Origin of the sequence: Apibacter sp. B2912, from assembly GCF_009827835.1 — a bacterium.
In the GTDB taxonomy this organism is placed as follows: domain Bacteria; phylum Bacteroidota; class Bacteroidia; order Flavobacteriales; family Weeksellaceae; genus Apibacter.
The window spans coordinates 1-5352 of record NZ_WINV01000011.1; the positions used below are offsets into that span (position 1 = coordinate 1).

Annotated in this window: 1 protein-coding gene and 2 pseudogenes; all 3 read left to right on the plus strand. The window is 31.0% G+C overall.

Annotated elements, in window-relative coordinates; translation table 11 throughout:
• Positions 1-2014, plus strand: a pseudogene (locus GFV01_RS09955) (hypothetical protein); the annotation flags it as partial.
• A gap of 7 nt (positions 2015-2021) precedes the next feature.
• Complete coding sequence (locus GFV01_RS09960; protein WP_160567178.1) at positions 2022-3248, plus strand: hypothetical protein; 1227 nt, start codon at positions 2022-2024, stop codon at positions 3246-3248.
• Positions 3249-3368: 120 nt separating this feature from the next.
• Positions 3369-5352 (plus strand): annotated as a pseudogene (locus GFV01_RS09965) (hypothetical protein); the annotation flags it as partial.

Genomic DNA, 5352 nt, shown 5'->3' on the forward strand with positions numbered 1-5352 from the left:
TGTTCAGATAAAGACTACTGAGTACGGCATAAAGCATACGGTTTGGGTACATACCGTGGGTATGGCTAAGGAAAAACTGACGGTGGTTGTGTATAAAAAATTGGGGGCGGATGATTGGGCGGATTCTTATAACGAAAAGCAAAAGTCCTTTATGGTGGCAACACAGGCAAAGAGATATGAGGCAGAAGTGGTGGGGACCGACGGCTTACTGTCGCTGGATTTTACCCCGGAGAGGGACTCGATAGTTCCGAGCCCTCAGGTGTTCTATATCGCTGTTTTTAAGGAGGAAAAGGATGCAACGGTTTGGGTGGAATTGGAATCTCAGCTGAAGACGGTAAACAGGGATTCGTACGAAAAGGTTTTTAATGAGGAGTATTCGCAGGTGGGCATTGCCATGCCCACTTTGGAGGAAGGGCAAACTCCTACCGCGGAACAATTAAAAAAGGTGGAATCTGGTTTTTTTCATTTTTTTAATCCGCTCTATGTTTCTGATCTGGGAAATCTTGAAGATTTATCTTCTGTTTCTTTGGTTACCGTGGCCAGGGGGAAGAATTTGATCAATACACACGAATGTCCCAGATGCAAGGCAGATATTACAGTTGATTTATTAAAACAGGTTTATAGCGGGGTAAAGGATACTAAAATATTAGAAGAATTGGCAGAAGCTTTAAATAAGTATAAAGATAAATTTAACATAGACACTTGTGCTCGAAAAGCACATTTTTTTGCACAATCTCGCGAAGAATCAGGCTTAGATTTGAAAGGAGCCTTAGAAGGAGAAAGTTTAAATTATGCTGCGGAAGATTTACCCAAACATTTTAAAGCTTTTCGAGAAATTCCAGAATTACAAAAAAAAAGTCCACCAAATAAATTAGCTTACCAATATGGAAGGACAAGCCAACATCAAGCCAATCAAAGAAAAATAGCAGAAATAGCATACGGCAATCGTAAGGAATTAGGAAACCAAGGAGGGGAAGACGGCTGGAGATTTAAAGGAAGGGGACTGCTTCAGATAACCGGGAGATATAATTACGGTGAGATTCAAAAGCAAATAGATCAACAAGCGCCCGAAAGTGGTTTTAATGTTTTTACTTCCGCAATTAATGAAAAAGGCTATACCCCATATCAGGCTGCCCTAACCGGAATGGCCGACTGGTATAAAGATAAAATGTTTTTACAAGCAGATGAAACCGGTAAATTTTCTGATGATGGTATAGTTGAGAATATTATTGAAATTTTAAATCCTGGAACTACAGAATTGTCAAAAAATAAAAGAAAAGTATGGTACAGAGGAGGAAAAGAAGGGAAATTATCCGTAGCCGTTGAAAACTCAACCAAAGTCCTATTTAAAGTAGCAGAATGTGGGAAAGTAGACGAACCTTTAAGTTTTTCAGAAGGCAGGGCGCCATGGATGGAAACCGCTATTCAAGAGATAATTAATTACGGCGGTAAACATGAGAAAGCAATTGACAAAAGAATAAGAGAATATCACAAAGCAGGAGGACTTTCAGGTAGTGGTAGTAAGATAGCATGGTGTGCCTCATTTGTATCCTGGTGCTTAGAAAATTCAACGCCCAAATTTGAATCACCTCATTCAGCTAGTTCAAGTATATTTTTCAATCACAGTACATTAGAGCCTTGTGAGGCGTTCTTTGGTGCCATAGCTGTATTTTCAGATTGTTATTCAAATGGAAAAATGAAAGGTTCAGGACATGTAACCTTAGTATATGGAAGATTATTAGATAAAAACACCTATATTGGTTTAGGGGGAAATCAAGGAAACATGATAACCCTTTCACCTAATTATAAATTTGATGGTAGCACATTCTATTCTTATACCGAAAAAGGAGTAAAAATATATAAAAAACTTAGAGGTTTTTTTAAGCCTAAAGGATACGTTATTAAAGAAGAAGATAAACTGAATAAAAATGATGAATATGCCACTATCAATGAAGCAAATAAAAAATTAAACCAAAAAACTCAAGATACCAGTAAAGGAGAAAGTTCAAGATAAAAAATATATGAAAACCAAATTATTATTAATTAGTACAATCACCCTTTTTGCAATAATGAATTGTCAAGAAAAAAAAGAAGTGAGTCTGACAAACAAAAAAATAGAAGAAAAAAAAATGGAAACATCTAAAATAAAAGACGTACTAATAAAACAAATTAAAGAAGGTGCTAGTTCAGAATATTGGGGGGAAACATATGGAAAGGAAGATTTAGATGCCTTAGTACAAATTGAAGACACTATTTTAAAAAATAATGGATATAAAACTCCTGAAAGGGAGGATTTTAATCAAAAAATAAAAAAGATTTTTGGAAGGATAATCGACAATCAATCAGAAAATTCATATTTAAAAATAGACAGATATGATAAATGCGATAAGGATTTAGAATATTATCCAACCTATATGGGGTTTGATTATGTATATGTAGCAAAAAAACATAATTTTATTACACGATTTGAACCTCTTCCTGCAATTTTAGATTATCAGAAAATATATCCTGAAGTATTAAAATATGAAGAAAATTCATATACGATTGATACTGCAGATGGTGAAATAGAAGTGTCGATGTGGAAAGATTTTGATGATTTACCGCAAGAAAGATATTTTAATAAACAACGTTTAATATCAAGAAACAAATATTTATTTAATGATGATAAAAGCCAGTTTCCATGGTTGGTAACGCATGATGAGTTTTTTATGGAATCTTTAGTTACAACATTTGGTTACACAGAAGATAAAAAACTATTAAAATGGGTAATGGAAAAAAACTATAAAAAAGCTAGAGATTTTATAAAGAAAAATTTATTTGTAAAAGATTGTGAAGGTAATTTAGAAGTTAGAGAAGGAATATTAAAATATATAGAGGAAACCACAAATAATGAAGAAAAAAATTATGTTACACAATTACTATATTTAAGTAAAAGAGACAATTGGAAAGATTTTAATGAAGAACAATATTTCAAAATAATAGCCTATATGGCTAATACTTTTGATCCATTATCAGATAATTATAGTACTGTAGGTCTTCAATCGAAAGGTAAATGGAGTATTCTGGGAATACTATATTATGAAAAGAAAATATATGAAGAGAATGGAGTAAAAATAAATAATGTTCCATTTACAGAAAAAGATTGGACAAGAATGCTAAACGAGTTTAAGAAAAATAATTTTTATAATTTACCTAATTTAAAATTAGCACTAAATATAGCTTTAAAAGTTGCAAAAAGCAATGAATAGTTTAATTAATTTAATCAAAATAGCATAAATAAATATATATAATTATATTATTTAAAAACAAGAAGCAATGAGATTAAAATAAAAAATTGTTATTGTCATCGAGATTTTACCGAAGAAGAAATGGAACAATTGCTGATCCATATGAACGGGAATACGAAACTGTGGACCGACGGATTGATTAATGACAACAGCGTAAAAAGTTTAACTAGGGAATTAAACCAAATGTTTCGCAGGTATGGTATTAATTCTTGTATTCAAAAGATAACTTTTTTGGCTCAAGTAAATGCAGAGACAGGATTTTTTAAATTATCGCAAGAAAAACCGAGTAAATATAAATCCAGTACTTCCTTTTATAAAGGGAGAGGATTGATTCAACTTACCGGTAATTTAAATAAGGATGGAACCGCTTATAGTGTTCCCGGACCTTATGAAAAGTATGGAAAATATTTAGCAGACAATGGTTATCTGAAAAAAGAAGAGGAAGGAATATTTATCAGCGATCCTGATTTGATATCCAAAGATCTACATTATGCCATAGACAGTGCCGGTTGGGAATGGAGTATTGAAAAAAAGGCACTTTCATATATAAGAGATTATGGTGATAAAGAAAAAAATGCGTACGCTAAATGGAAACGAGATACATTTCCAAAAGGAGTGGGAAAATCATTAAATGATATTGCATTAGCCTATGAAGAAACTATAGAGGAAGAAAAATACTTTTGGTTTCAATCAAAAATATTAAATGGGTATCCGCTCACACATAAAGATAAACCCGATCCGCATGGTTGGGAAAAGCGCAAAGAAGGGCTTAGAAAGTTAAAAGCATGGTTTAAATACGACAAGGCTGTTTGTAGAGGAGAGAAAGAGTTGAAACTAGATACAGGAAATAGGGCGCCATGGATAAATATTGCATGGGAAGAATATAATAAATATAAAGGACTTATAGAAAAACAAAGTCCATTAAAAGAAAAAATTAGTATATATTTTAAAGAATCTAATTCAAAGTTGAATTATAATGATCCTTGGTGCGCAGCATTTGTTACATGGTGCTTTAAACAAACAGAGTACTTGAATATAATTCCAGAAGGATGTACATATGCTTTTGCTTATACGGAATTAAATAGTCCAAAGGCTAAGTTAAGAGGAGTTAAAGGATGGTTACAAGGAGAAATATCTGAACCATTCATTGGTGCAGTAATAGTTTTTAATTATTCTCATGTTGCGTTTATAGTAGGAGAAAATAATGATGGATCTAAATATGTATATTTAGGAGGGAATCAAGGAGATAAGAGACAAAATCATCAAAAAATATGTTTAGGTTCTGTGAGTAAAAAAGATTCTAGTATTTATGCAATCATGAAACCTAAAAAATATATAATCTCAGATGATGAGAAAAAATTGCCTAAATATGATGTAAATATAGAAAATTCTGGAAATATTCAAGATAAAAATAAAATGAAAAAAATTAAATTTATAACTCTGTTATTACCTTTATTTTTTGGATGTCAAGAAAAGGAAAAACAAAATATCATGTCGAAAATACCTAATAATATGAATAATATTATAGAAATTGTTTTAAAAAAACAATTAGAAAATGGAGCAAATCAATATATAATAAGTGCGGGAGTAGAACTTCCTAAAGAAGAATTTTCAAATGAGGAATTAGATGTAAGTGTACATTTTGGAAAAAAAATATTAGATTCAAATGGATACAAAATTATTTCAAATAAAGATTTTAATAATAAAATTAAAACTATATTTAGAAGAAAATTAGATAGCACCACACAAAATAGATATATATACATAAATCAAAATAATATTTGTGATAAAACTTTTATAAAATATCCAAATTGGGAATTTCAAGGTTTTTACATTATAAAAGAGTGTAACTTTATTTCTAAGTTTTATTTTGTTCCAGAAATTGTAAACTATCAAAATGAATATTCTAAAATAGCTGAAATAGAAAATACAATATCATTAACAAAAAAAATTAATGATGAAAAGGTTTCTATCGAACGATGGAAAGAAATAAAAAATTTATCCCAACGAAGGTATTTTAATAAACAGCGTTTAATTTCCCGAAACAAATACTTATTTAATGACG